General features: G+C 74.6%; 20 protein-coding genes. 8 read left to right on the top strand and 12 right to left on the bottom strand.

Annotated elements, in window-relative coordinates; genetic code table 11:
* Positions 1-335 precede the first annotated feature (335 nt).
* On the top strand, positions 336-1,910 hold the full coding sequence (locus P3T27_RS03775; protein ID WP_280674273.1) for a protein phosphatase 2C domain-containing protein: 1,575 nt from the start codon (positions 336-338) through the stop codon (positions 1,908-1,910).
* Positions 1,911-1,916: 6 nt separating this feature from the next.
* Here the strand turns inward: P3T27_RS03775 and P3T27_RS03770 are convergent, their stop codons facing one another.
* Positions 1,917-2,357, bottom strand: a complete 441-nt coding sequence (locus P3T27_RS03770) for a hypothetical protein (protein WP_280674272.1) — start codon at positions 2,355-2,357, stop codon at positions 1,917-1,919.
* Between the two features lie 146 nt (positions 2,358-2,503).
* On the opposite strand from P3T27_RS03770, the gene P3T27_RS03765 reads away from it, so the two are divergent.
* Together P3T27_RS03765 and P3T27_RS03760 are read left to right on the top strand one after the other, a co-directional pair.
* On the top strand, positions 2,504-3,787 hold the full coding sequence (locus P3T27_RS03765) for a histidine kinase (RefSeq protein WP_280674271.1): 1,284 nt from the start codon (positions 2,504-2,506) through the stop codon (positions 3,785-3,787).
* The gene (locus tag P3T27_RS03760; protein ID WP_280674270.1) at positions 3,772-4,419 is read left to right on the top strand and encodes a response regulator transcription factor; all 648 of its coding nucleotides are present in this window, start codon (positions 3,772-3,774) and stop codon (positions 4,417-4,419) included. The genes P3T27_RS03765 and P3T27_RS03760 overlap by 16 nt, the downstream gene beginning before the upstream one ends.
* A gap of 294 nt (positions 4,420-4,713) precedes the next feature.
* Here the strand turns inward: P3T27_RS03760 and P3T27_RS03755 are convergent, their stop codons facing one another.
* The 4 genes from P3T27_RS03755 to P3T27_RS03740 form a co-directional block, all read right to left on the bottom strand.
* Entirely contained in the window at positions 4,714-5,313 is a 600-nt protein-coding gene (locus P3T27_RS03755; protein ID WP_280674269.1) for a TetR/AcrR family transcriptional regulator, read from the bottom strand.
* Positions 5,314-5,390: 77 nt separating this feature from the next.
* Entirely contained in the window at positions 5,391-6,437 is a 1,047-nt protein-coding gene (locus tag P3T27_RS03750; protein ID WP_280674268.1) for an agmatine deiminase family protein, read from the bottom strand.
* Positions 6,438-6,489: 52 nt separating this feature from the next.
* The gene (locus P3T27_RS03745) at positions 6,490-8,205 is read right to left on the bottom strand and encodes an urease subunit alpha (protein ID WP_280674267.1); all 1,716 of its coding nucleotides are present in this window, start codon (positions 8,203-8,205) and stop codon (positions 6,490-6,492) included.
* Entirely contained in the window at positions 8,202-8,912 is a 711-nt protein-coding gene (locus P3T27_RS03740; RefSeq protein WP_280674266.1) for an urease subunit gamma, read from the bottom strand. The genes P3T27_RS03745 and P3T27_RS03740 overlap by 4 nt, the downstream gene beginning before the upstream one ends.
* 708 nt (positions 8,913-9,620) lie before the next feature.
* Here P3T27_RS03740 and P3T27_RS03735 point away from each other — a divergent pair.
* Positions 9,621-10,037, top strand: a complete 417-nt coding sequence (locus P3T27_RS03735) for an ATP-binding protein (RefSeq protein ID WP_280674265.1) — start codon at positions 9,621-9,623, stop codon at positions 10,035-10,037.
* A gap of 334 nt (positions 10,038-10,371) precedes the next feature.
* Entirely contained in the window at positions 10,372-12,771 is a 2,400-nt protein-coding gene (locus tag P3T27_RS03730; RefSeq protein WP_280674264.1) for a SpoIIE family protein phosphatase, read from the top strand.
* 121 nt (positions 12,772-12,892) lie between these two features.
* Here P3T27_RS03730 and P3T27_RS03725 read toward each other — a convergent pair whose 3' ends face one another.
* From P3T27_RS03725 to P3T27_RS03705, 5 genes are all read right to left on the bottom strand, one after another.
* Complete coding sequence (locus tag P3T27_RS03725) at positions 12,893-13,930, bottom strand: DUF2637 domain-containing protein (protein WP_280674263.1); 1,038 nt, start codon at positions 13,928-13,930, stop codon at positions 12,893-12,895.
* Positions 13,931-14,144: 214 nt separating this feature from the next.
* On the bottom strand, positions 14,145-15,095 hold the full coding sequence (locus P3T27_RS03720; protein WP_280674262.1) for a (2Fe-2S)-binding protein: 951 nt from the start codon (positions 15,093-15,095) through the stop codon (positions 14,145-14,147).
* Between the two features lie 167 nt (positions 15,096-15,262).
* Positions 15,263-16,030 carry a hypothetical protein gene (locus tag P3T27_RS03715; RefSeq protein ID WP_280674782.1) on the bottom strand — a complete coding sequence of 256 codons (768 nt, stop codon included), beginning with the start codon at positions 16,028-16,030 and terminating at the stop codon, positions 15,263-15,265.
* Between the two features lie 280 nt (positions 16,031-16,310).
* Entirely contained in the window at positions 16,311-17,162 is an 852-nt protein-coding gene (locus tag P3T27_RS03710; RefSeq protein ID WP_280674261.1) for a hypothetical protein, read from the bottom strand.
* 164 nt (positions 17,163-17,326) lie between these two features.
* Positions 17,327-17,938 (bottom strand): nucleotidyltransferase family protein, encoded by a 612-nt coding sequence (locus P3T27_RS03705; protein WP_280674260.1) that lies wholly within the window; start codon positions 17,936-17,938, stop codon positions 17,327-17,329.
* Between the two features lie 146 nt (positions 17,939-18,084).
* Here P3T27_RS03705 and moaA point away from each other — a divergent pair, with 146 nt between their 5' ends.
* The 3 genes from moaA (at position 18,085) to P3T27_RS03690 (ending at position 21,623) form a co-directional block, all read left to right on the top strand.
* Positions 18,085-19,080: a GTP 3',8-cyclase MoaA gene (moaA, locus tag P3T27_RS03700; protein ID WP_280674259.1), complete on the top strand. Its 996-nt coding sequence runs from the start codon at positions 18,085-18,087 to the stop codon at positions 19,078-19,080.
* A gap of 191 nt (positions 19,081-19,271) precedes the next feature.
* Positions 19,272-19,970, top strand: a complete 699-nt coding sequence (locus P3T27_RS03695) for an HNH endonuclease family protein (RefSeq protein WP_280674780.1) — start codon at positions 19,272-19,274, stop codon at positions 19,968-19,970.
* 84 nt (positions 19,971-20,054) lie between these two features.
* The gene (locus P3T27_RS03690) at positions 20,055-21,623 is read left to right on the top strand and encodes an alpha/beta fold hydrolase (RefSeq protein WP_280674258.1); all 1,569 of its coding nucleotides are present in this window, start codon (positions 20,055-20,057) and stop codon (positions 21,621-21,623) included.
* Positions 21,624-21,712: 89 nt separating this feature from the next.
* On the opposite strand, the gene P3T27_RS03685 is transcribed toward P3T27_RS03690, so the two are convergent.
* Both P3T27_RS03685 and P3T27_RS03680 read right to left on the bottom strand, forming a co-directional pair.
* The gene (locus tag P3T27_RS03685) at positions 21,713-24,160 is read right to left on the bottom strand and encodes a glycosyltransferase family 39 protein (protein WP_280674257.1); all 2,448 of its coding nucleotides are present in this window, start codon (positions 24,158-24,160) and stop codon (positions 21,713-21,715) included.
* Between the two features lie 70 nt (positions 24,161-24,230).
* Positions 24,231-25,349, bottom strand: coding sequence for an alpha/beta hydrolase-fold protein (locus P3T27_RS03680; RefSeq protein ID WP_280674256.1), 1,119 nt, complete (start codon positions 25,347-25,349; stop codon positions 24,231-24,233).
* Between the last annotated feature and the right edge of the window lie 55 nt (positions 25,350-25,404).

Raw genomic sequence — 25,404 nt, 5'->3', positions numbered from 1 at the left:
CGAACGAGTGAAGCGATGCCCCTCCTCCACCCCCATTTTCGGCCGCTCCCGGGGCCGAACGCCCAGGAAACGCCCTGCTCCGGGCACATCCGGCAAGCATGGACGGAACGGGACCGAACGTGGCGGTGAACGTGGTGCCGAAAGCGGCGGTGAACGCGGTGGTGAACGTGTCCTGGGCGCGCGGTGGGTGTGGAGGCGGATGCGGTGGCCGGGAACATCCCGCTGCTGACCGGTTGTCGCCGAAACCCGGACAGCGTCGTTGCACTTGGAGACAATGACGTCGAGTCCGGCCCCGCCGGGGGCGGCGCGACCACGGACCGACCAGGAGCCGCCAGATGAGCAAGCAGGGTGCACCCGCACAGCCGCACCGGTCGGACGACGGCTGGTGGGACACGGTCTACGACGGCCCGGCGGGCACCCTCCCCGACACTCCGCACGCCGACCCCGGCGACGGCAGCGTGGACGACTGGTTCGACACGGCGGTCGGCCTCATCGGGCAGCAGCGTACGGCCGAGCCGGTCCCGGAACCGGAACCGGTATCGGAGCCCGAGCCGGAGCCGGTCCCGGAGCCTGCGGCGGACGAGGTACTCGAACGGGACAGCATCGACGACTGGTTCGACACCGCGATCGGCGTCATCGGAGACCAGTGGACAGACACCACGGAGACCCACAAGTTCCCCGCCCCGTCCTTCGCCCCCGATGCCCCGAAGCCCGAACCCGCTCCGGCCCCGGCCCCGGCCCCGGTCTCCCTGGACAAGCCCGTCCCCGAACCGGCTCCTGAACCGGCTCCTGAGCCCGAGCCGGAACCAGCCCCCGTAGCACCGGCCGCCGCCGAGGAGCCCGAAGCGGTACCGGTACCCGAGGCCGAGGCCGAACCGGAACCCGCCCCGGCCCCCGCACCCGAGCCGGCACCGGACACTCCTGTCACCGCCACCGCCACCGCCACCGCCACCGCCACCGTCCCCGACCCGCGCCCGGCCGTCCGCTCGCCGCTCGCCGACAGCGGGCCCGCCGTGCCGCACATCGGCGAACGGCCGCCGACCTACGGGCCGGAGCCGACCGCCGTACCGGAATCGGACCCGGGCGCGCTCGGGGCGCTCGTACCGGACACCGTCCTGGAGGGCGCGCAGTACGGGCCGTCCGTTCTGCGCGCCGTCTCCGTCCGTGGCGACTCCGCCCGCTACCGGGGCGAGTCGCGCCGGGACACACTGCTGATCACCAGGTTCGGGGACGGTCCGGACGGGCTGCTGCTCGCCGTGCTCGCCGGCATCGACCGGACCGGCACCGCCGCAGACGAGGCGGTCGCCCCGGCAGCCGTCGCGACCAGCACCGGGGAGGCCTGCCGCCAACTGGCCGCCGCGATCGGCCGCAGCCGGGACGGCCTGGCCGCCGACCTGCGCGACGGCGCCCGGGACCGGCTCCGCTACGGCCTCCAGCGGCTCGCCACCGGTGCCGTCGCGCCGCTGCGCGCGCTGGCACCCGGGGGGGAGGGGGACGACGCGCCGTCCCCGGCCTCGCTGCACTGCCTGTTGCTGTCACTCGACCCGGCGGCCGGCCACCGGGCGGCCTTCGGCGTCGGACCGGGCGGGCTCTACCTGCTGCGCTCCGGCCACTGGATCGACGCGTACGCGGCTCGCCTGCTGCACCACCCGGACGGCCCGCAGCAGCCGTCGGAGGAACCGAGGCCGTTCCGCTTCCGGCTCGTCCCCGCCACCCCCGGCGACGTCCTGCTGCTCTGCACCCCCGGCCTGGCCCGCCCGATCGCCGACGAGCCGGCCGTCGCCCACTTCCTCTCCACCCACTGGGCCCACCCGCACCCACCCGGCACCGTCGACTTCCTCCGCCAGGTCCAGGTCCGCGCCAAGGGCTACGCCGACGACCGCACGGCCGCCGCCATCTGGACCGAGTGACGCCGGTCAGCGCGCCTTGGGGAAGGCGGCGCGCAGCGCGGAGCCGCGGACGGCGAACGCGGCCCGGACGACGGGCAGCATGCAGACGACCTGTATCGCGGCGTACCAGCGCGGGCAGACGCCCGGGATCAGGTCGACGCCGACGATGGCGATCGGCATGATCAGGGTGAGGGCGCTCAGGCGCTCGAAGGCCCGGCGGGATCCCCGGGCGGCGGAGCCGGCCAGCCGGTGGACCAGCACGGCGACCACCGGCAGCAGCACCGCCCGGACCCACATGAACGTGTTCACCAGGTGGCCGTCGACCGCCACCGCGACGACCGCCAGGAGGGCGGCGCCGCCGAGCGCGCCGTAGACCGTGATGCTGTTCCTCACCGTGCCGAAGGCCTGCCGGGTACGGGAGTCGTGGAGGAGCGCCGCCTCTGGCGCGCTGTACGTGTTGGTGTCCATGTCCACCGACGCTACGAAGCGCCTCGCCGGGGCGGTATCGGTCTGGACCCACGGGTGGGTGGGGCTGGCCCCACTCCCCGGCCGGTCAGGGCGGCGGCGGGCTCCGCGCGGTGCAGAGTGGGAGCACTGTACGGAAGGGGAGGGTCATGAGACAGCAGGGTTCGTGGGTGGCGCGCGCCGGAGTGGGGTTCGTGCGGGCGTGCGTCGTGGCGGCCGTCTGCATGCTGCTCCCGGCCGTGTGGGCCGCCGCCGTGGCGCTGGGGATCTGGTGGGGGGCGGGCAACCCGTGGTCGTGGACGGCGCCGTTCGTGCTGGTGTGCGTGGGCACGCTAGTCCTGCCCCGCCCGGTCTGCCGGATCGTCCGCCTCCTCGTCGCGCGGTGGACCGCCACCGTGATCCCCGCCGGATACCGGCAGGCCGGGCCGGTGACGCGGATGTCCACCGGGTTCTGGTGGAACGGCTTCTCCTACGAGCGCACCCGCCGGGACGCGCTCATGGACCAGCGGTGGCGGGTCCGGTGGCGGGACCCGGCCAACTGGCGTGACCTGCGGTTCGCGGGGATCGCGCCGCTCACCGCGGGCCTGGTCGCGTGCCTCCCGCCGGCCGGGGTGGCCGCGGCGGTCCTCGGGCTCGGCCGGCCGGAGCCCGTCGCGCGCCTCGCCGGGGTGCTCGGCGCGGTCGTGGCCGTCGCCTCCGCCCCGTACGCCTGGCGGCCCGTCGTGCCGGTGGCCGTCCGCTTCCTGCGCCCCTCGCCGGCGATGGCGCTGGCGGACCGGGTCCAGGAGCTGACCGCCCAGCGCGCGGATGCAACGATCGCGCAGGCCGCCGAGATCCGCCGGATCGAGCGGGACCTGCACGACGGGGCGCAGGCCCGCCTGGTCGCGCTCGGGCTCTCCCTGGCGACCGCCGGGAAGTTGATGGAGACCGACCCCGACCAGGCCAGGGCCCTGATGCGGGACGCGCAGGCCGGCGCCACCGCCTCACTGGCCGAACTCCGCGACCTGATCCGGGGGATCAGCCCGCCGGTGCTGAACGAACGGGGGCTCGTCGAGGCCGTCCGTGCCCTTGCCCTGGACGTCCCCCTCGACGTGGCCGTCAGCGCGGCGGCCCCGCTGTGGCTGGACCCGCCGATCGAATCCGCCGTCTACTTCGGCGTCGCCGAACTGCTGACCAACGCGGTCAGGCACGCCCGGGCCTCCCGGGCGCGCATCTCTCTCACGCGGGACGACACCGGCCTCGTCGCCGCGGGCGCCGCCGCGGTGGTCGTCGAGGTCGAGGACGACGGGCGGGGCGGGGCCGACGCCCGGGCCGGCGGCGGGCTCGCGGGCCTGCGCCGCCGCCTCGCGGTCTTCGACGGCACCCTGGAGATCACCAGTCCGCCGGGTGGTCCGACCCGTGTCAGGATGACGGTGCCATGCGAATCGTTGTAGCCGAAGACCTGTACCTCCTGCGTGACGGGATGGTCCGCCTGATCGAGGCGTGCGGGCACCAAGTGGTGGCGACGGCCGCCACCGGGCCCGAGACGCTCGACGCGCTGCGGAGGTGGCGCCCGGACGTGTCCGTCATCGACGTCCGCATGCCGCCGACCCAGTCGGACGAGGGACTGCGGGTGGCCCTCGCTGCCCGCAGCGAGATGCCCGGACTGCCGGTCCTCATCCTCTCCCAGCACGTCGAGCAGCTGTACGCCCGGGAGCTCCTGGCCGACGGCTCCGGCGGCGTCGGCTACCTCCTCAAGGAGAGCGTGTTCGACGCCGACCAGTTCATCGGCGCCCTGGAGCGCGTCGCGGACGGCGGGACCGCCATGGACCCGGCCGTCATCGCGAGACTGCTGTCCAACAGCGCCCCGAACCGGGGGCTCGAACGGCTCACCGAGCGCGAGTACACCGTGCTGGGCCTGATGGCCGAAGGGCTGTCCAACCAGGCCATCGGCCGCCGCCTCTTCCTCAGCGACAGTGCCATCGGCAAGTACACCACCTCCATGTTCGGCAAGCTCGGCATCACCGACGACGACGACACCAACCGCCGCGTCCGCGCCGTCCTCACCTACCTGAACAAGACTTAGCCCGATCCGGGCGCCTCCCGGTGCGGGCAAAATATGTAGACCGACCGACATATTTCCCAGCAGGTGGCCGCAGGGCCGCGCGGCCGGCTGCGCGAGAAGTCGGCGGGTCCGACTTCTCGCGCGCGGGTCCTCCCTGCGGGTGTCGACTATGTAGACCGACCGACCTATCTTTCCCGGCCGGGGCCGGGGCCGGGGCAGCAGGAATGGCCGCAGGAGTGGGCGCGGTGACGGCCTGCGCAACGCCAGGGGAAATCTGTAGACCGGTCGGTATATTCGTGCCCCGGCGGGTCGGGGTCAGGCGCGGAGGAGGATGGTGGTGACGGCGGTGGCCTGGGTGAGGGCGGCGGGGCGGTGGGACTCCGGGAGGCCGATGGCGATGGGGACGGCCAGGCCGTCGAGGAGGGCGCGGATCTGAGCGGCGCGGTCGGCGGCGGGCCCGGGGGTGAAGTGGCCGGTGGCGGTGCCCTCCTCGATGAGGGTGACCAGGTCGGCCTGCCAGGGCGCCTCGATCTCCTGCTGTCCCCGGCGGATCTCGGCGCTGGTGGGCGAGCGCCCCCACACCTCGACCCAGAGGATCCAGCGCGGATCGCCCGCCCCCTCGGGCAGGTAGAGGCGCAGGTAGGCGTCGAGCCGCTGCCAGGGGTCGCGGGAGCGGTCGGCGAGGGCGTCGCGGCGGCGGGCGCCGAGCTGGTCCTCGCTCCAGCGGAGGGTCTCCAGCAGCAGCTGGTCCTTGCTGCCGAAGTAGTAGAGCAGGTGTCCGGCGCTCATCTGGAGCTGCTTGCCGAGTCCGGCCATGGTGAGTCTGGCGAGCCCGTGTTCGGCGATCGCGGCCCGGGCGGTGGCGAAGACCTCCTCGCGGGGGCGCGCCGGTCGGCGCGGGCGGGCGTCCGCCATGTGTGTCGCTCTCCCTCGGTGGAACGGGTCCGTACGCCACCGGAGCGGGGGGGCGCCCCCGCTCCGGTGGTCGGGGATCAGACGGCCTGCGGCTGCTGCTGGGTGATGCAGTGGATCCCGCCGCCGTTGGCGAAGATCTCGCGGGCGTCGACGAGTTCGACGGTGCGCCCCGGGTAGGCCCGGCCGAGGATGGCGGCGGCCTCCTGGTCGCGCGGGTCGTCGAAGGCACACAGGACCACCGCGCCGTTGGCCACGTAGTGGTTGATGTAGGAGTAGTCGACCGGTTCGCCGTCCTCGTCCAGCAGGACGGTGGGGGCGGGCAGTTCGATGACCTCCAGCGGCCGCCCCTGGGCGTCGGTGGCGGCGCGCAGGATGGCGACGAGCTCCTGGCAGACCGCGTGGTCCGGGTGGGAGGGGTCCGGCTGGACGTGGGCGACGACGACACCGGGGCGCACGAAGGAGGCGACGATGTCGATGTGCCCGCGGGTGCCGAACTCGTCGTAGTCGCGGGTGAGTCCGCGCGGCAGCCAGATCGCCTTGGTGGTGCCGAGGAAGGCGTGCAGCTCGGCCTCGACCTCCTCCTTGGTCCAGTCGGCGTTGCGGCCCTCGCCGAGCTGGACGGTCTCGGTGACCAGCACCGTACCCTCGCCGTCGACGTGGATGCCGCCGCCCTCGTTGATCAGCCGGGAGGCGAAGCGCTGAACCTTCGTCAGTTCGCTGATGTGCTCGGCGATGTGCTGGTCCTTGTCCCAGCGGGCCCAGGACTGGGCGCCCCAGCCGTTGAAGATCCAGTCGGCGGCGGCCAGCGAGCCCTTGCCGTCGATCAGGAAGGACGGGCCGATGTCGCGCATCCAGGCGTCGTCGAGCGGGCGCTCGACGATCTCGACCTGCTCGGAGACGTACGTGCGGGCCTCCGCCGTCTCGCCGGTGTTGACGATCAGCGTGACCGGCTCGTACCGGACGATGGTGTTGGCGACGGCAGCCCAGGCCTCGCGGCCCGCGTGCAGGTTCTCGGGGCTGTCGAAGGTGGGGTTGGCGGTCGGGAAGGCCATCCAGGTGCGGTCGTGCGGGTGCCACTCGGCGGGCATCCGGTAGCCGAGGGAGGCAGGCGTGGGTGTGGTCATCTGGCGGTCCTTGGAGGGAAGGCGGGGGAAGGCGGGGGAAGGTGGGGGAGGGTCAGAGGAAGTAGAGGCGGCTGAGCGAGACGCTGTCCGCGGGTTCGGAGCGCAGCGGCGAGCCGTCCAGTGAGACCAGCCCGGTCTCGGTGACGTCGACCTGGCCGACCCGGGCGTTGCGGACCATGTCGCGCGGGCCGATGCCGCGGGTGCCCCGGACGCCGACGCGGCGGCGGCGGGTGGGCAGGCCGTCGGCGGGGCGGTCGAGGTAGGCGCCGTCGGCGGCCGCCTGGGCGACGAAGGCGACGGAGATGTCGGCGGCGGTGGCGCCGTGGGCGCCGAACTGGGGGCCGAGGACGAGGGGTTCGCAGCGGTCGGTGGAGGCGTTGGGGTCGCCGACCACGCCGTAGGCGGGGAAGCCGGCCTTGAGGACGAGCTGGGGTTTGGCGCCGAAGTGGTCGGGGCGCCACAGGACGATGTCGGCGAGTTTGCCGGTCTCGATCGAGCCGACCTCGTGGGCGAGGCCGTGGGCGATGGCGGGGTTGATGGTGAGTTTGGCGATGTAGCGCAGGACGCGCTCGTTGTCGTCGCCGCTCTCGGTGGTGCCGTATCCACCGTCCAGGGGGCCGAGTTCGGCCTTCATCTTGCCGGCCATGGCGAAGGTGCGGCGTACGGTCTCGCCGGCGCGGCCCATGCCCTGGGCGTCGGAGGAGGTGATGCCGATGACGCCGAGGTCGTGCAGGACGTCCTCGGCGCCCATGGTCCCGGCGCGGATGCGGTCGCGGGCCATGGCGGCGTCGCCGGGCAGGTCGGTCTTGAGGTCGTGGGCGGAGACGATCATGCCGAAGTGCTCGCCCAGGGCGTCCCGGCCGAAGGGCAGGGTGGGGTTGGTGGAGGAGCCGATGACGTTCGGCACGCCGGCCATCTTGAGGACGTTGGGGACGTGTCCGCCGCCGCAGCCCTCGATGTGGAAGGCGTGGATCGTACGGCCCTCCAGCACCTTCAGCGTGTCCTCGACGGAGAGGCACTCGTTCAGGCCGTCGGTGTGCAGGGCGACCTGGACGTCGTACTCCTCGGCGACGCGCAGCGCGGTGTCCAGGGCGCGGGTGTGGGCGCCCATGTCCTCGTGGACCTTGAAACCGGAGGCGCCGCCCTCGACCAGGGCCTCGACGAGCGGTGCCGCGTCGGAGGAGGAACCGCGGCCCAGGAAACCGATGTTGACGGGCCAGGCGTCGAAGGCGTTGAAGGCGTGCCGCAGGGCCCAGGGGGAGTTGACGCCGACGCCCCAGACGGGGCCGAACTCCTGGCCGATGATGGTGGTGACGCCGGAGGCCAGCGAGGCCTCCATGATCCGCGGCGACAGCAGGTGGACGTGGGTGTCGACGGCGCCGGCGGTGGCGATCAGGCCCTCGCCGGAGACGATGGTGGTGCCGGTGCCAACCACGACGTCCACACCCGCCAGGGTGTCGGGGTTGCCGGCGCGTCCGATGGCGGCGATGCGGCCGGCGATCAGGCCGATCGAGGTCTTGCGGATGCCCTGCACGGCGTCGATGACCAGCACGTTGCTGATGACGACGTCGCAGGTGTCGCGGACGGCGGCGGCCTTGAGGTGCAGGCCGTCACGGGCGGTCTTGCCGAAGCCGGCCAGGAACTCCTCGCCGGGCTCCTGGGAGTCGGACTCGACCCGGACGATCAGTCCGCTGTCGCCGAGCCGGATCCGGTCACCGGCACGGGGGCCGTGCACCGAGATGTAGTCGTGGGGGGAAAAGGACGTCACGACGGCACCTCCGCGTCGTCGAAGGTGGTCAGGTAGCCGGTCGCGCGGGCCTTGGCCAGGGCGGCCTGCTTCGCGCCGGGTGCGTCCAGCGGGCCGTCGACGAGGCCGGCGAAGCCGATCGCGACGCGCTTGCCGCCGATCGGCACCAGGCCGACCTGGACGGTGGTGCCCGGGTCGAAGCGCACCGAGGAGCCGGCCGGGACGGCCAGGTGGGTGCCGTAGGCGGCGGCGCGGTCGAAGGCGAGGCGCGGGTTGGCCTCGAAGAAGTGGAAGTGCGAGGTGACCGAGATCGGCACCTCGGAGGTGTTGTGGACGGGGAGCAGCACCGTCTCCTCGACCGGGTCGTAGCCGGCGCCGTCGCCGATCAGCGCGCCGCCGGGGGCTTCGTCGCCGAGCGAGCCGGCGCCCTTGAAGGGGTCGTTGACGACGGCCAGGCGGGTGCCGTCGTCGAAGACCGCCTCGACCTGGACGACGGTGACGACGTCCGGTACGCCGGGCAGTACGTCGTCGGCGGTCAGCACACTGCGGCCGGCCTCGATGGCCTCGGCCAGTCGCCTGCCGTCGCGGGCGGCCTCGCAGACGGTGTCCGCGATCAGGGCGGTCGCCTCGGGGATGTTGAGGCGTACGCCCCGGGCGCGGCGGGCGCGGGCCAGCTCGGCTGCTGTGAAGATCAGCAGCCGGTCCCGCTCGGTGGGGGTCAGTCGCACGGTTCCTCGCTCGCGGTCGCCGGGGGCAGGGGGGTCGGCTTCGGAAGGATGTTAGAACGTCGTTCAAACATCTCGGGCCATTGAACCCGGACCGGGCCGCCGTGTCCAGCGTTGCCCGTCCGGTGGGGTTCGGCTCGCCGGGCGGGCGCCGGGGTGAGACCGGCCGCGTGCCGGGGTGAGACCGACCGTGTGCCGGGTTGGGGCCGGCCGCGTGGAGGGGGCGAGACCGGCCGCGCGGCGGGGGAGGCCACCCGCGCGGAGGGGCGGGAGCGGGCGCCGCGCCCCGGCTGGGGCCCGGCGCGCGGCGGGGCGCGGCGGGGAGTGGCGGGGAGTGGGAGGACGGCGGGTGCCGGCGCCCGGGCGCCGGGTGTGCGCGGGATCGGGCGGGGGCGGGCGCGCAAACAGGCTCTGCGCTTCGCAAACCTGTCCGGCGCGGGCAGTTGGATCACGTGAACCTCCCCGTGCCCCTTTCACCCCACGTGATCGGACGCACACTGTTGCAAACGCCGTCAACTGGGCATGAGGATGAGTGGTCAGAACGAGGGGGCCACCCGGCCGGCGGGGGATCCGGAGGCGGGGGCCTGGATTTGAGGGCGGGGGCATGTGTTGATGGACGGTCAGTCGCGATTCCCGCGGCAGCGGACGGGTTCGGGCGACGCCTACCGGTCCGGGCCCGCCCAGGGTCCGGTCGGCGGCACCGGGACGACCTTGCCGGGGACTCCGGCCCCCGGCTGCGCCCTGCACCGACGGTTGCACCTGACGCTCGACCCAGCCGACCTGGTCGCGGTCGGCTCGGTCCGGCGGCGGTTGCGGACGGCGCTCAGCCACTGGGGGGTGCCGGAGCTGTCGGACACCGCCGAGCTGCTCTCCTCCGAGCTGGTGACCAACGCACTGCTGCACACCGGCAAGGGCGCGGTGTTCGACGCGGTGCTGGGGTCGGACCACCGGCTGCGGATCGAGGTGCAGGACGGCACGACCCGGCTGCCCGGTCGGCGCCGCGATCCGGACGCCGAGTACGCGACCTCGGGGCGCGGCCTGCTGCTGGTGGAGGCGCTCGCGGACGCGTGGGGCGTGCAGTTGAGAGGTGACGGCAAGGTCACCTGGTTCGAACTCGCCCTGCCCTGAGCCGGTTCACCTGAGCCGGTCCACCGGAGCCCGTCCATCTGAGCCGGTCCACCCGAACCCGTCCACCGCATTGTTCGGCGCCGATTCATTCGCCGTCGAAGGATGCCCGGAACAGAAGGCGGAGCGGAAGATTTCCGGCCCGTTACCATTGCCGCTCGGCCGAACATTGGACAGGATGGTGGGAATGTGTGTCCACGTGCGGGAGGCAGCGGGGAGTCCGAACCTCGACTGACCACCGCCCGTCGACACCGTCCCATCCAGCACCACCCACCACACCGCCACGCGGCCCGTCCGGACGGTCGGCGCGGTCCGCCACGGCAGCGGCAGGAGCAGCATGCCCACTGAGCCCGAGTCGCCGGGGCCGGCGCTCCCTCCCGGTGCGTCCACCGTCGAACCGCAGCAGGCAGCCGCCACCCACGCCGAGCCCAGTACGGCTGAGCCCAGCCCCGCCGGTCCCACCACACCCGGTCTCACTACACCCGGTCCCACCACACCCGGTCCCGTCACGGCAGACCCCACCACGGCCGGTCGCACCACCGCCACCGGCACAGCCCGGGCGAAGCCGCCCGCGCAGGCCGTGCGCCGGCACTCGCTGCGCACGGCGCCCGGGGTCGCCGGACGGCTGGCGCCGGTGCTCCCCGGTGGGCTGCCGCCCGCCTCCGCCGACACCATGCCGGACTGGCTGGAGCCCGCGATGGCCGCCAACGGCATCGGCTCCTTCGACTGGGACATCCGCCGCGACGTCCTGGAGGGCGACCACCGCGCCTGCGCGATCATCGGCCTGGACACCATGGACCAGGGCCGCTTCGACCGCACCGCCGGCTCCTTCCTGGCCCTGCTGCACCCCGAGGACGCGCCGGTGGTGCGCCGCCGGGTCGAGCGCGCGGTGGCCGAGCTGGGCCAGTGCGGCGCCTACTACCGCACCGTCGGGCCGAACGGCACCATGCGCGCGGTGCGCTTCCGCGGCCGGGTGCTCGCGGACGCCTTCGGTCGGGCCTCCCGGATGGTGGGCTTCGTCTGGGACGCCACCGTCGAACTGCACAAGCGCGACCGCGCCGACCGGATGGCCCTGCTGCGCGAGGAGCGCTCCCGGTTCATCAAGGAGGCGGCGCGCGCCCTCTCCGAGGCGGTCACCGTCCGAGACGTGGCCCGGGTGTTCACCGGGCTGCCGCTGCCCGGCCTGCCACCGGACGGCCTGGTGCTGGCCTCCTTCGAGGCCGGCCGGGCCCAGATCCTCGGCGCCTCCGGTTACCGGACCGAGGCGCTGGCGGTCTGGGACCGCACGGTGCTGCCGGCCGGGCACCCGGCGGCCGAGGCGCTGCGCCACCGGGCGCCGGTGTTCATCCCGACCCGCGAGGAGTTCCGCGAGGGCTACCCCGCGGTGTGGGAGCCGACCAGCCGCACCGGCCGCGGCTCCTGGGCGTTCCTGCCGCTGGTGGCCAGCGGCCGGGCGATCGGCGTGTGCGTGGTCAGCTTCGACGACGAGCGCGAGCTGGACGCGGACGAGCGCACCCTGCTGTCCACCCTGGGCGGCCTGGTCGCGCAGTCCCTGGCCCGGGCCCGACTGCACGACGCCGAGCACGAGTTGGCGGCCGGTCTGCAGCGGGTGATGCTGCCGCGCACCGTGCCGTCCATCCCGGGCGTGACGACGGCCGTGCGCTACCTGGCGGCCGGTTCCGGCCTGCAGATCGGCGGCGACTGGTACGACGTGGTGCCGCTGCCGGGCGGGCACGTCGGCCTGGTGATCGGGGACGTCCAGGGGCACGACGTGCACGCCGCCGGGATCATGGGTCAGCTGCGGATCGCGCTGCGCGCCTACGCGGCCGAGGGGCACCCGCCGGCCGCGGTGATGGCCCGCGCCTCCCGCTTCCTCGCCGACCTGGACACCGACCACTTCGCGACCTGCACCTACGCCGAGGTCAACGTGGACTACGGCGTGGTCTACGCGGTCCGGGCCGGCCACCTCGACCCGGTGGTGCGTCGCGCGGACGGCACCGCCGCCGTGGTGCCGGTGGCCGGCGGGCTGCCGCTGGGCATCGATCCGGACCAGGAGTACCGGGTCACCCGGTTCAGCCTGGACCCGGGTGAGACCGTGCTGCTCTGTACCGACGGCCTGGTCGAGGCGCGCGGCATGGACCTGGACGAGGGCATCGCCCGGCTCACCCGGGCGCTCGGCCGCCCGCTGGCGCCCGCCGCGGAGGCGGCCCGCGACCCGCTGGAGGACCTGGCCGACCGGATCGCCTCCCAGGCCGCCGACTCCAGCGAGCGCGAGGACGACATAGCGCTGCTGCTCCTGCGCTGGGACGGCCCGGCCGGCGGTCTGGCCGCCCAGCAGCTGCGCCGCCGGATCGGCCAGGCCGACCTGGCGCGGATCTCCGAGGTCCGGGCGGAGCTGCGGGACGCGCTGCGGCGCTGGGGCGTCGCCGAGTTCATCGACACCGCCGAGCTGCTCTCGTCCGAGCTGGTCACCAACGCCATCCGGCACACCGACCGGGACGCCATGTTCACCGCCAGGCTCTACCGGGAGCCGGCCTCGGACGGCGGCCGGGCCCGGCTGCGGGTCGAGGTGGAGGACGAGTCGGACCTGTGGCCGACCCGCCGGACGCCGGGGGAGCAGGCCTCCTCCGGGCGCGGGCTGATGCTGGTCGAGGCGCTGGCGGACGCGTGGGGGGTGGAACCGCGCGGGTCCGGCAAGCGGATGTGGTTCGAGCTCAGCGCCACCCCCGCGGCCTGAGCCGCGCTCCGGGCCGCGGCTCGCGCTGCGGCCCGAGCCGAGCTCCGAGCCGCGTTCGCAGCCGCGGCCCGAGCGGCGCGGTGGGGGCGCGCGGCGGGGTCCACCGATGCCCCGCCGCCGATCACCCGAACTGCTGCTCCAGGTCCTTCAGTTTGCGCTCCAGCGAGTCCAGCCGCGGCAGCGTCACGGTGTCCTCGTCGAGCGTCAGGTCGATGGTGCGGCGCTCCGGGCGGGCGGGCAGGCCCGGCTGCACCACCGCACCCTCGGCGGCCTCGACCTCACGCGGGCCGGCGGGCTGGTCCGCCCCGGGCCCGCCGGCTATGGCGGGCTCCGAGCCGGACTCCAACTGCCGTGCACCGTCGCCGCGTTGGCGCCAGGTTCCGGTGCTGCGGCTGATCGCCCGGATCTCCGCCCGCTCGCGGCGGCCGGCGAGCCTGCGGCGCTCCCGCTCCGCGGCCTTCTCCCGCTTGTCCTCGCGGACCTCGTCGACCGCCTCGTCCAGGCTGCGGACGCCTTCCAGCAGCATCAGCGACCAGGCCGCGTAGGTCTCGCGCGGGGCGCGCAGCCAGCGGACGATGCGGATCTGCGGCAGCGGGCGGGGGACGAGCCCCTGCTCGCGCAGGGCGGCCCGGCGGGTCTGCTTGAGCGCCCGGTCGAACAGGATGGCCGCCGAGAGGGACATGCCGGAGAAGAACTGCGGGGCGCCGGCGTGGCCGAAGCCGCGCGGGGCGTGCACCCAGTTGAACCAGGCGGAGGCGCCGGCGAACAGCCAGACCAGCAGCCGGGAGCCGAGTGCGGCGTCGCCGTGGCTGGCCTCGCGGACGGCGAGCACCGAGCAGAACATCGCGGCGCCGTCCAGACCGAACGGGACGAGGTACTCCCAGCCGCCGGACAGCCCCAGGTTCTGCACCCCGAAGCCGACCAGCCCGTGGAACGAGAGCGCGGCCGCGACACCGGCGCAGCAGAACAGCAGCGTGTAGGAGGCGCCGCCGTACAGGGATTCCTTGCGACGGCGCCGCTCCTCGGAACGCTCCCAGGAATCCGGCCCGTTGGCGGGCGCGGATCCCCGGCTCCGGACCAGGGCCACCAGGAGCGCGCTGACCAGCAGTCCCGCACCTCCGGTGACGGCCCAGCCGAGCGGTATGTCGGACAATTTCATCGCCGGAACCAGCCTCGCTTTCCTACGTCGCGTTCCTGCGTCGTGATGGCGGGGACCATCATGGCGGATGCTCGGCAGGGGAATGGCTGATTCGCCGTCAATGCGCTGAGTAGAGGGATTTCTGACCCCACGGCAATCGCATTGTCGTATGAATTTGAAGCGGGTTATTCCCGAAATTCCGGGCTTTCCGGATCTGATATCGCACGGATATTCGTCAACCCCGCATGACGCGGGGGCAGCCGCCGCACATGTCCTCCGGTTGCGCGGTGTAGACGAGGCAACAACTGGCCCGGGCCCGGTCGGTGCCCGAAGCGTCGCCGCACCCGGCGGCCGCCGCGGCGAAACCGGCACCCGGGGTGAAGGGGGCCGGGGTGAAGGGGGCCGGGACCGGAGCGGGGGCGCCGGGCGCGCCGGGCGCGCACTCCGGAGCCGTCGCCCGGTCGCCCGCCGGCGGGGGCTCCAGCAGCGCGGACAGCTCGGCGCGCGCCCGCTCCTCCTCACCGAGCAGCCCGCCGACGTGCCAGAGCCCCTCCACCGCGGCGTCCGTGGCCATCGCCCACAGCACCCGCGGCCCGCGCCGCACCTCGGGGCGGAAGGCGGCCAGCAGCGGCTCCAGGAACCCGCCCAGCGCGCCGCGCAGTTCGGCGGCCAGCGCGTTCTCGTCCGGCACCGTACGGGCCTGTGGCGCCCCGGCCGCCGGGTCGTCCGGCAGGCAGGCGAAGGCGTCCGGGCGGACCGTCAGCTCCACTGTGCCGGTGCCGCGGCGCACCGAGACGTCCGCCGGGTCGAGCAGCGGGACGCGCCGCTCCAGGAACCACGGCGTGGTGAACAGCAGCGAGACCGGCCAGACCACGCGGTGCAGGCCGAAGCCGGCCGCCACGTCCGGGCGCAGCGGCCGCCCGTAGCGGTCGAGGCCCTGCCGGGCGTCGTGGGCGATCAGCTCGCGGAGCGCCTCGGGCCGGGCGGCCAGGTCGGCGGCGGGGATCCAGCCGTCGCCGCGGCGGGGCGGGGCGCAGCGCACCCGTACGACGGGGGCGAGCGCGGTCAGCCGGTGGTACGAGGTCACGCCGGGGGCGGTGCCGGCCGGCGCGGGGGCGGGGGCGTGCGCCTCGGTGCTGCGGGGGGCGCGCGGCGTGGGGCCGGGCCGGGTGCTGCTCGCGGTCATGGGCGGGCCCCATCGGGTCGACCGGGGCCGCTCATGGACCGCCCGGCGGTGCCCGGGCGGGGTGGTGGTGGCCGCCGGGCCCGGCCGGACCGGGGCATGGCGGTGCCCGGGGAACGGCAAGGCGACCTGGCCGGGGCACTGCTCGCCCCAGCCAGGTTAGGCTCACCTTAGCTGATTGTTCCCCGGGGCTCGCGGGTGCTGCGCCCGTCCGGGGGAGGCCCCGGCGCGCGGGCGGTGCCCAACTGGCGCGCGAGCCAGACCGGCACCCCGCCCAGCGCGTGCACCAGCCGGGCCGCCTCGGCCCGCAACCGGGCCGCCTCGGCCGGCTCGGACACCTCGGCGAGCGCCGCGAGTGCCGGCGCCACCCCCACCGTGAAGCCGAGTTGCTCGCGCAGCCGCAGCGAGGCGTCGAAGCCCTCGCGGGCGTTGCCGCGGTCCCCCCGGGCGAGCGCCAGCGCCGCCAGGTGGCGCCAGGTGTACGAGCGCAGCAGTTCGTCCCCGCGCTCGCCCGCGCCGTCGTGCGCCCGGCGGTAGGCGATCCAGGCGGCACTGCGGTCGCGCAGCAGGTTCTCGGCGACCAGCCCGCGCCGGAAGTCCAGCAGTGGGCGGCCCGGCGCGTCCGGCGGCAGCAGGGCCGAGGTGCGCCCGAGTGCCGCCTGCGCCTCGTCCAGCCGGTCCCGTGGACCGAGCACGCTGGCCACGTACGCCAGGAAGCCGCGGGCGCAGGATGCGGCCGCGCGCTGCTCGGTGCTGGTCACGACGGCCTCCGCGAGGCGGAGCGCCTGTTCCGCCTGGGTCCACTGCGCGGCGGTGAACAGGCATTGCTCGATGAGGAGTTCGGCCCGTGCCAACGCCGTCGTCGGGTCCTGTTCGGCGGCCGGGCGCAACAGTTCGGCCGCCTCCTGCCAGCACCCCCGGGACCTCAGCCGCCACACGGTGTCGCCCGGTTCCTCCGCTTCCGCCCGCCCCCGCCCGTTCGGGCCGTTCGGGCCCCATCCGTGCTCTGACAACGCCACCTCCTTGTGTGCGCCATCCAGCAGGGCACGGGCCCGCCCCACCCGCGTCGCCGTCGACTCCCGTCGGCATGGCGACGGTGACGGCAACGCAAAGGCCCGCGCTGTGGCGGCAATTCAACACGGGGGTGAGCTTGTGCACCAGATCACGAGCGGAGGTTCTTGCGTTCGCGGCGGACTTGATCTAGAGGACGTCCGTCGGTCAGGACGTCCAGCCGGTCTCCATCAGGGCCTCGGCGGCGCCGTTGGCGGGCTGCGGCACCCCCGCCAGATCCAGGCTGAACAGGGCGACCAGCAACTGCTCGCCGCGTACGGTGGCCTGGTGCGAGTAGCCGGCCAGGGTGAACATCGCGGCGGCCATCTCCTCGGCGTGCAGGGTCTGCAGCCACAGGCACTCCACCGACTTCACGTCGGCCGGCTCGGTCCAGGTGTCCACCTGGGCGACCATCCGGCTGCCCAGCAGGGTGACCCCGTCGCGTTCCTGGGCCTCGGTCAGTTCCAGGTCGTCGAAGCCGAGCCACTCCAGGTAGCGGGCGGCGGTGAACACCGCGTCCTGCGAGGTGCGCACCGGGTGCGGGCGAAACGGCGTGCGGTGGCGGAACGGCTTGGGCTGCCCGCCGGAGCCGCCGGGCGGGGCGGGCACCGGCGCGCCCATCGGGTGGGCCGGGTACGGGCGGGAGGCCTGCGGGCCGGGGGTGGCGAGCGGGCCGGCCGTACCGGTGCCGAGCCGGGTCGTGCGGTCCACCGGCAGCCGGACGGTGGCGCCGCAGTTGCAGGTGAACTCGGGCTGCGGCCACTGGTCGGAGCGGCCGCAATGGGGGCAGCGCATGCTCAGCCAGGAGTCCTCCCAGGACCGGAACCGCACCTGCACCGGCACCCCGCCGCGCAGCAGCGGCACCTTCAGCGAGGCGCCGCACGGACAGGGTAGCGACGGTGGTTCGTAGAGGTGCTCGCGGCGGCAGGCGGGGCAGCGGATCGCCCGGGCGCCACCGCCTGCCCCGGGCCCTGGCCGGGCGGGGTCGTGTCCGGTGAAGTCGTCGGGCAGTCCGGCCATCGCGGGCTCCGTCCGTTCGAATCGGGTGGTGGGACGGTTTCCATGCTCCCCGAAACGGTGGGCGCTTGGCGCGGAATGGGGCAATCCTCAGGGATGGATCAGGGGTGTGCGCCCGGTCGGTGCCCGCTGCGGGTGCTTCGGGCACCCGGCCCGGCCGGGGGCGGTCAGCCGGCGGACCAGCGGGCCAGGTCGGCGGGGGTGTCCAGGTCGTCCGGAACGGCGACGTCGGCGCACTCGACGAGCGTGATCCGGTCCGCGTGCGAGGCCAGCAGGGCGCGGGCGCCCGCGTCGCCGGACGCGCCCGCCGCCGCCTCCGCGAAGTACCGGGCGCCGATCAGCACCGGGTGCCCGCGCCGCCCGTCGTAGGCCGCCGCGGCCAGCTCCGCGCCCGCCCGGTGCGCGGCCAGCAGCCGGGACACCGCGGCCGCCGTGACGCCCGGGGTGTCCACCAGCATCACCAGGGCCGCCGACACCCCCGCCGGCAGGGCCGCCAGCCCGGCGCGCAGCGAGGAGCCCATGCCGCTCGCCCAGTCCGGGTTGGCCACCAGCCGGCAGCCCGGCAGGTGCGCCGTCGAGCGGACCCGCTCGCCGTCCGCGCCGAGCACCACCGTCACCTCGGCGCAGCCGCCCGCCCGGACCACCGCCACCGCGTGTTCGACCAGCGGCCGGCCCGCGTACCGGATGAGCGCCTTGGGACGCCCGCCGAGGCGCCGCCCGCCCCCGGCGGCGAGCACCAGCGCGGCGACGGGGCCGGTGTGAGCTTCGGTGTTCTGCATGGGCCAAGCCTGCCCGCCCGGGCCGCCGGCGCGCAGCCGTATCACCCCACAGTTGTACGAATCCACAAGGAGAACCCGCAGGTCGCGGCCGGTCCCCGGCGGTTCGGCCGCTGGCCGTGCGGCCCGCCAGCCCCTGTACTGGGTCGATGAACACCGCACCGCGCCCGCTGGTGGACCGCTTCGGCCGGGTCCACACCGATCTGCGGGTCTCGTTGACCGATCGCTGCAATCTGCGCTGCACGTACTGCATGCCGGCCGAGGGGCTGGACTGGCTGCCGAAGGCGGAGGTGCTGAGTGACGACGAGGTGGTGCGGTTGGTGCGGATCGCGGTGGGGCGGTTGGGGATCGCCTCGGTGCGGTTGACCGGTGGGGAGCCGTTGCTGCGGCGGGGCCTGCCGGAGCTGGTGGGGCGGATCGCGGCGCTGGGGCCGGAGGTGTCGCTGACCACCAACGGGATCGGGCTGGCCCGTACGGCGGTGGCGCTGCGCGAGGCGGGGCTGCACCGGGTGAACGTCAGCCTGGACACGCTGCGCCCCGAGCGGTACGCGGAGATCACGCGGCGGGACCGGATCGGGGACGTGTTCGCGGGGTTGGCCGCGGCCCGGGCGGCGGGGCTGGCACCGGTGAAGGTGAACGCGGTGCCGGTGCGCGGGGTCAACGACGACGAGATCGTGCCGCTGGCCGAGTTCGCGGTCGAGCGCGGGTATGCGATGCGGTTCATCGAGTCGATGCCGTTGGACGCGCAGGGCGCCTGGGACCGCTCGACGATGGTCAGCGCGGACGAGATCCTGGCCGCGCTCGGCGCCTGCTTCGCGCTCGTCCCGGTCGGGCGCCGCGGCAACGCCCCGGCGCAGGAGTGGCGGGTCGCGGGCACGGACGCCGTGATCGGGGTGATCGCCTCCGTCACCCGGCCGTTCTGCGGCGGCTGCGACCGGGTCCGCCTGACCGCCGACGGCCAGCTACGCAACTGCCTGTTCGCCACCGGGGAGTCCGACCTGCGCGCCCTGGTGCGCGGCGGCGCGGACGACGACCGGATCGAGGCCGCGTGGCGCGCCGCCATCGCCGGCAAGGGGCCCGGACACGCCGTCAACTCCGCCGACTTCGTCCGGCCCGATCGCCCGATGTCGGCCATCGGCGGCTGAGCGGCGCGGCGGGCGCGCGGTGTGAGCTTCGACATGGTCGACGGGGCTCGCGTGGCGCCGTCTTGACCTGCTCTTGGGGTGGCTGATCTGCTGGTTCGCCGTCAACCCGCCCCAGCACCCGGGAGTTCTCCGTGCCCGCCCGCCGCACCACCCTGTCCGCCGCCACCGTGTTCCTGATATGCGCCCTCGCCCTGGCCGGGTGGTTGCTCGGCGGCCGCGACCACAAGGCCGGCGACTCCGCCGCCCCCGCCGGGGGCCTGGGCACCAGCCCGCTGCAGAACCCGGACGGCACCAAGCCCGGCCTGGCCCCGCTGACCACACCCGAGGAGCGGAAGGCCGGCCGGGACGTCATCGCCAAGGTCGCCACCGCCGCCGCCGGCCCCAAGGACGGCTACGACCGCAACGAGTTCGGCCCCGCCTGGACGGACAACGTCGAGGGCGTCCCGCTCGGCCACAACGACTGCGACACCCGCAACGACCTGCTCGCCCGCGACGGCACCGCCGTCGAGCGCAAGGACGGCTCGAACTGCGTCGTCACCGCGATGACCATCCACGACCCGTACACCGGCCAGAACGTGCAGTGGACCAAGCAGCAGGCCACGAAGATCCAGATCGACCACGTGATGCCGCTCTCCTACGACTGGCAGATGGGCGCCGCCAAGTGGGACAAGGCCAAGCGGGTCCAGATCGCCAACGACCCGCTCAACCTGATCCCCGCCGACGGCTCCCAGAACGCCTCCAAGGGCGACTCCGGCCCGGCCTCCTGGCTCCCCGCCAACACGGCCGTCCGCTGCTCCTACGCCGTCCGCTTCGCCCAGGTCTCCCTCAAGTACCAGCTCCCCGTCACCACCGCCGACAAGCAGGGCATGCTCCAGCAGTGCGGCGGCTGACGAATCGTTCCCGCGGGAGCGGCCGCCGGTGCGGGTGAGGGGGCGGATGCGACCGGGGCGGGCGGCAGGTGATATGGGTGGGCGGTGATCCCGAAGATCCCCAGGCGTCTGCTGCCCGCCCTGCTCGCCGCCCTGCTCGTGCCGGCGGCGGGCTGCACCGCGCCGCCGGTACCGGGCCGCGGACCGGCCGCCGGCGCGTCCGCCCGGCAGCCCCAGGACCTGGTGCCCAGGACGGCCCCTCCCGCGCTCGCGGCGCTGTACCGGCAGCCGCTGGACTGGAAGCAGTGCCCGGACCGGCCGGAGGCCGAACCCGGTGAGCCGGAGCTGCGGTGCACCGGGCTCAAGGTCCCGCTGGACTACGCCGACCCGGGCGGCGAGAAGATCGAGATCGCCGTCGCCCGGGCCCGCACCGGCAAGGCCGACCGGCGGATCGGCACGCTGGTGCTCAACCCCGGGGGGCCGGGCAACTCCGGGGTGGACAAGGTGTTCTGGGACTGGGAGTCGTTTCGCGGCACCGTGTCGGACCACTTCGACCTGGTCGGCTTCGACCCGCGCGGCGCCGGGCGCACCACCCCCGTGCACTGCCTCGACGACCGCACCCGGGACGGGTGGAACAGCACCGACGACCCCGGCTACGACCGCGGCCGGGTCCTCGCCGACGCCTGCGGGGCCCGGCACGCCACGCTGCTGCCCCACCTCGGCACCCGTGACACCGCCCGCGACCTCGACGTGCTGCGCGGCGCCCTGGGCGAGCGGCGGCTCGACTTCCTCGGCAGCTCCTACGGCACGTACCTCGGCGCCCTCTACGCCGAGCAGTTCCCCGAGTGGACCGGCCGCCTCGTCCTGGACGGCGCCGTCGAGCGCAGCCTCGACCCGGTCCGGCTGAACGGCGAGGCGGCCGCCGCCGCCGAGACCGCCCTGCGGGACTTCGCCGCCGACTGCGCGGGCCTCGACGGCTGCCCGCTCGGCCGGGACCGCGCCACCGCCCCGCAGCGGCTCGCCGACTTCCTGGACGGCCTGCGCGAGCACCCGCTGAGCACCGGCGACGGCCGCCGCCTCACCGCCACCCTGGCCTGGAACGCCACCCTCGACGTCCTCTACGACGGCCGGCGCTCCTGGGAGCGGCTGCGCCAGGCCCTTGACCCGGCGATCACCCGCGGCGACGGCGCCGACCTGCTCGCGCTCGCCGACCGGGCCAACGGCCGCGACGAGGAAGGCCGTTACGCCACCGCGGCGGACGCCTTCGCCGCCATCACCTGTGCGGACGCCCTGATGGCCCCCACCGACGAGGACCTGCGCACCGCCCGCGCCGAACTCGCCGCCCGCGCCCCGCTGACGAGCCGGCACGACGCCCGGGCGGCGCTGCTCGCCCCGGACTGCCGCCCCTGGCCCTTCCGCACCGCCGAACGCCCGTCCCGGATCCGGGCGGAGGGCAGCGCGCCGATCCTGGTGATCGGCTCCACCGGCGACCCGGTCACGCCGTACGTGTGGGCGCAGCGGATGGCCTCCGGCTTCGCCCACGGGGTGCTGCTCACCCGGGACGGCGACGGGCACACCGGGTACGACAAGAGCGACTGCGTGCGGGAGGCGGTGGCCGCCTTCCTGGTGGACGGCACGCTGCCCGCGGCCGGGACGCACTGCCCGTCGGACTGACGGGGCGCGGCGGCCGGGGCGACCGTCAGGGGGCGGGGGAAACGCGAAGGGGGCGCACCACAGGCTGCGGTGCGCCCCCTGGAGGACGGTCAGGAGAGCGGGGCCGTCAGGTCGTAGAAGGTGGTGGAGCCGACCGTCTTCGCGGTGAAGTGGCTCGTCACCCAGCTCTCGATCTGGGCGCTCTCGGACTCCTGCGCCCCGGTGTCGCCCCGTCCGCTCTCGGCTCCGCCGAAGCCGCGGTGGGAGCCGCCGGCGATGAACCAGTGCACCTTGCCCTCCTGGACGTACTTCTGGAAGCCGGCCAGGCTGAGCGAGGGGTCCGTACCGTTGAAGCCGCCGAGGGCCATCACCGGCTTTCCGGTGGCGAGTTGGTAGCTGGCGGCGTTCTGCGAGCCGTTGGTGGCGGCCGCCCAGGTGTACTGGTCGGCGTTCTCCTTGAGCAGGGCGGAGGCCTCCTCGCTCACCTTGGTGCCGCCGAGCAGGCCGCCCATGCCGCCCATGCCACCGGGGCCGCCCATGCCGCCGGGGTCCTCGCCGGTGCCGGGGATCCCGCTGCCGGGGTTGGTACCGGTGCCGCGGTCGCGGTGGCCGGTGCCGCCGTTGAACCCGCCCTTGCCGCCGCCACCGCCGAACCCACCGGTGCCACCGCCCTTGCCGCCGCCGTTGAAGCCCTGCCAGCCGCCGTTGCCGCCGCCGTTGCCGCCACCGCCGAAGCCGCCGGCGCCGCCGCCGTTGCCCCCGCCGGGGACGCCCGGAGCGCCGCCGTTCTGCCCGCCGCCGGGCTGGAACATCCGGCCGCCGCCCGCGAAGCCCTTCCCGCCGGGCCGGCCGCCGCCGCCCGGGCCGAAGGAGCCCCGTACGGCCGGCCCGGCCGTCACGATGGAGCCGCTGTGCGCCGTGTTGACGGTGTCCACCGCGTACGCCGCCGGCCCGCCGAGCGCCGCCGCCAGGCCCACCAGACCCGCCACGGAGGCGATCCGCGCGCCCACCCGTCCGGAGGCCTTCCCGGCGAGCTGTCCGGCGACCAGCGCGGTCGCCGCCGCCAGCCCGCCGACCAGCACCACCCAGCGCAGCCAGGGCACGAACTGAGCGCTGCGCCCGAGCAGGACGTACGCCCAGACCGCCGTCACCGCGAGGGTCCCGGCCAGCACCAGCGCCCACGGCAGCCGGTGCCGGGCCCGCCACAGCCCGTCCACGCCCATGCCGACCAGCGCCGCGACGGCCGGGGCGAGCGCCACCGTGTAGTACTGGTGGAAGATCCCGGACATGAAGCTGAACACCAGCGCGGTGGAGAGCAGCGCGCCGCCCCAGACCAGGAACGCCGCGCGGGCGGTGTCGGTGCGGGCGTGGCGGCGGGTCGCCCAGAGGGCGGCGACCAGCAGGATCAGCGCGGCCGGCAGCAGCCAGGCGATCTGCCCGCCGATGTCGCCGCCGAACAGCCGGGTGAGGCCGGTCTGGCCCCAGCCGCGGCCGCCGCGCATCGCCCCGCCCGGCAGGTCGAGCCCGGCCGGGAGCCGCCCGCCGCCGCCGACGCTGCCGGTCTCGTCGCCGTTGATCCGGCCGAGGCCGTTGTAGCCGAAGGTGAGGGAGAGGAAGCTGTTGTCCTGCGAGCCGCCGACGTACGGGCGGGCCGAGGCCGGCAGCAGTTGGACCACGGCCACCCACCAGCCGCCGGCGAGCACCATGGCCGCGCCCGCGACCAGCAGCTGCCGCACCCGCCGCCACAGGCCGGTGGGCGCGACGACCAGGTAGACCAGCGCGAAGGCCGGCAGCACGAGGAAGGCCTGCAGGGTCTTGGTGAGGAAGGCCAGTCCGAACATCACCCCGGTGAACACCAGCCAGCGGGTGCCCGCCGCCTCGATGGCTCGCACCAGCCCGTACGCGGCCAGGGTGAGCAGCAGCGCCAGCAGCGCGTCCGGGTTGTTGAAGCGGAACATCAGCGCCGCGACCGGGGTGAGCGCCAGCACGCCCCCGGCCAGCAGGCCGCCGAGCGGGGAGAAGCGGCGGCGCACCGTCGCGTACACGACGCCGACGGTGGCGGCGCCCATCAGCGCCTGCGGGGCGAGGAGGGACCAGGAGGAGAGGCCGAAGATCCGCACCGAGAGGGCCATCGGCCACAGCGACATCGGGGGCTTGTCGACGGTGATGAAGTTCCCGGCGTCGGAGGAGCCGAAGAAGAAGGCCTTCCAGCTCTGGCTGCCGGCCTGGACGGCGGCCGAGTAGAAGGCGTTGGCCCAGCCGGAGGCGCTCAGGCCCCACAGGTAGAGGACGACGGTCGCGGCCAGCAGCGCCAGCAGGGCCGGGCGCACCCAGCGCGGGTCGTCCGCGCGCCCGCGCCAGGCGCGGGCGGGGAGGGTGCGCAGCCGGCCGGACCAGGAGGCGGGGCCCTTGGGGCCGATGGGCGGCAGGGGCTGCTCGGGGAAGAGCGGCGCCGGGGCCGGCCGGGCCGGGTCCGGCTGCGGCACCTCCGGCGGCGGGAAGTTCGCGGCCTCCGGCCACGGTTCGCCGGCCGAAGGGGAGTAGCTGGTCGTGGTCATGCGCCATACCGTGCGTGGCGTGGCTGAGAGGAGTGTGAGACGCGGCTGTGAGGCGGGTGTGATCCGAGGTTCAGGCGGACGGCGGCATGGTGAGGTGGCTGCCCAGCCACTCCATGGCCGGGGGGATCTCCCGGGTCCAGGTGTGGAAGTTGTGGCCGCCGCTGTCCAGGGTGATGGTGGACAGCTTGGTGGGGGCCTTGAAGGCCTTGACCATGGCCTGGGTCTCGCCGTAGTTGTCCTCGTCGTAGCTGGTGGTGAGCAGCAGGGAGACGGGGGCGGCGGGCTGGTTCTTCAGCCGCCACAGCAGGTCGTTCTCCTGCTTCAGCCGGTCGTCGCTACCGAACAGGTCGCCGGTGGTCTCGTCGTGGGCCGCGTTGTAGTAGCCGGAGAGGGCGGCCGCCGCGGGGTAGGAGTCGGGCTTGCGCAGCGCGAACTTGAGCGCGCAGTAGCCGCCCGTGGAGTTGCCGATCACCGCGCGGTTGGACGGGGCGGAGCCGATCCGGTAGGCGGTGGCCAGGGCCTTGGGCAGGTCGCTGGTGAAGTAGGTCTCCGCCTGGGGGCCGTTCGGGACGTCGACGCACTCGGTGTCCCGGTTGCCGACGAGCGTGGGACGCGTCATCACCAGGATGGTCGGCGGGAGCTTCTTCTGCTCGATCGCGGTGAGCGCGGACGCCGGGTACTGCATCAGCGAGATCAGCTTCTCCGGGGTGCCCGGGTAGCCGGTGAGCACCAGGGCCATCGGGAACTGCTGCTTGGCGTAGGCCGGCTGGAAGTACTGCGGCGGCAGGTAGACGTAGGCCTCGCCGCTCAGGCCGGTGGCGGCTCCTTTGACGGCGACCTTCTGGATCAGCCCCGAGCGCTCGCGGTCCGACCCCTGCGCCGAGTAGAAGCTCTGCTCACCGGTGATGGACAGGGCGGCGTTGGGCGTGTGGTCGACGACCGTGCCGAGCTTGCCGTTGGTGCCGAGCAGGTCGCTCCAGGAGCTGTAGAAGCCGAAGTAGCCGTTCGCGATCAGGCCCATCGCGACCAGCACGGCGACCTGGGTGGCGAGGAAGGCGCCGATCCGGCCCGCCCAGGACTTCCAGCCCTTCCCGCCGAAGCGCGGCCAGAGCCACATGGTGGCGGCGAAGACGAGGATCGCGACGGCCGAGGTGACGATCTGGAGGGGGAGTCCGGTGAGACTGAGCACGCCCCGATCGTAGTTGACCCCCTTCGGCGCCTCCGGGCGCCCCCTGCACCCCCTG

Source organism: Kitasatospora sp. MAA19, assembly GCF_029894125.1.
Taxonomy (GTDB): Bacteria; Actinomycetota; Actinomycetes; order Streptomycetales; family Streptomycetaceae; genus Kitasatospora.
The sequence above is the reverse complement of the archived record's forward strand: the minus strand, read 5'-3'. Positions and strand labels throughout refer to the sequence as shown.

Bases quoted from the DNA above. Each gene is read 5' to 3' on its own strand.
- P3T27_RS03775 (WP_280674273.1), top strand. From the start codon at position 336: ATGAGCAAGCAGGGTGCACCCGCACAGCCGCACCGGTCGGACGACGGC.
- P3T27_RS03770 (WP_280674272.1), bottom strand. From the start codon at position 2,357: ATGGACACCAACACGTACAGCGCGCCAGAGGCGGCGCTCCTCCACGAC.
- P3T27_RS03765 (WP_280674271.1), top strand. From the start codon at position 2,504: ATGAGACAGCAGGGTTCGTGGGTGGCGCGCGCCGGAGTGGGGTTCGTG.
- P3T27_RS03760 (WP_280674270.1), top strand. From the start codon at position 3,772: ATGCGAATCGTTGTAGCCGAAGACCTGTACCTCCTGCGTGACGGGATG.
- P3T27_RS03755 (WP_280674269.1), bottom strand. From the start codon at position 5,313: ATGGCGGACGCCCGCCCGCGCCGACCGGCGCGCCCCCGCGAGGAGGTC.
- P3T27_RS03750 (WP_280674268.1), bottom strand. From the start codon at position 6,437: ATGACCACACCCACGCCTGCCTCCCTCGGCTACCGGATGCCCGCCGAG.
- P3T27_RS03730 (WP_280674264.1), top strand. From the start codon at position 10,372: ATGCCCACTGAGCCCGAGTCGCCGGGGCCGGCGCTCCCTCCCGGTGCG.
- P3T27_RS03725 (WP_280674263.1), bottom strand. From the start codon at position 13,930: ATGAAATTGTCCGACATACCGCTCGGCTGGGCCGTCACCGGAGGTGCG.
- P3T27_RS03720 (WP_280674262.1), bottom strand. From the start codon at position 15,095: ATGACCGCGAGCAGCACCCGGCCCGGCCCCACGCCGCGCGCCCCCCGC.
- P3T27_RS03710 (WP_280674261.1), bottom strand. From the start codon at position 17,162: ATGGCCGGACTGCCCGACGACTTCACCGGACACGACCCCGCCCGGCCA.
- P3T27_RS03705 (WP_280674260.1), bottom strand. From the start codon at position 17,938: ATGCAGAACACCGAAGCTCACACCGGCCCCGTCGCCGCGCTGGTGCTC.
- moaA (WP_280674259.1), top strand. From the start codon at position 18,085: ATGAACACCGCACCGCGCCCGCTGGTGGACCGCTTCGGCCGGGTCCAC.
- P3T27_RS03685 (WP_280674257.1), bottom strand. From the start codon at position 24,160: ATGACCACGACCAGCTACTCCCCTTCGGCCGGCGAACCGTGGCCGGAG.